Source organism: Mycobacterium sp. NGS67, assembly GCF_059812185.1.
In genome coordinates this window covers 1-335 of record NZ_JCALCF010000098.1, presented here as the reverse complement: position 1 = coordinate 335, position 335 = coordinate 1, and the positions used below count along the sequence as shown (strand labels likewise).

Here is a 335-nt window from a genome sequence, read left to right as displayed (position 1 = left end):
GCGTTGAAGTCACCACTGTTGAAGCTGCCCTCGTTGAAGCTTCCGGTGTTGTAGCTACCCCGGTTACCGATACCGGTGTTGAAATTGCCGGGATTGAACAGCCCGGTGTTACCGGTGCCGGAGTTACCGATACCGGTGTTGTAGCTGCCGGTGTTGAACAACCCCGAGTTACCCACCCCGGCGTTCATCAAGCCGCGCAAATCAAAACCGGAGTTACCGATACCGATGTTGCCGTCACCGGTGTTGAAGAAACCGATGTTGTTGTCCCCGGTATTGCCGAACCCGATATTGCCGGTGCCGGTATTGCCGAAGATGTCGGCCGCAGCGGCCGCCGC

General features: G+C 57.9%; 1 protein-coding gene. It reads right to left on the bottom strand.

Features of this window, described 5'->3' with window-relative positions; genetic code table 11:
* Nucleotides 1-335: pentapeptide repeat-containing protein (locus AC5Y4D_RS27405; protein WP_500038786.1), on the bottom strand; the 335-nt coding region annotated here is incomplete at both ends.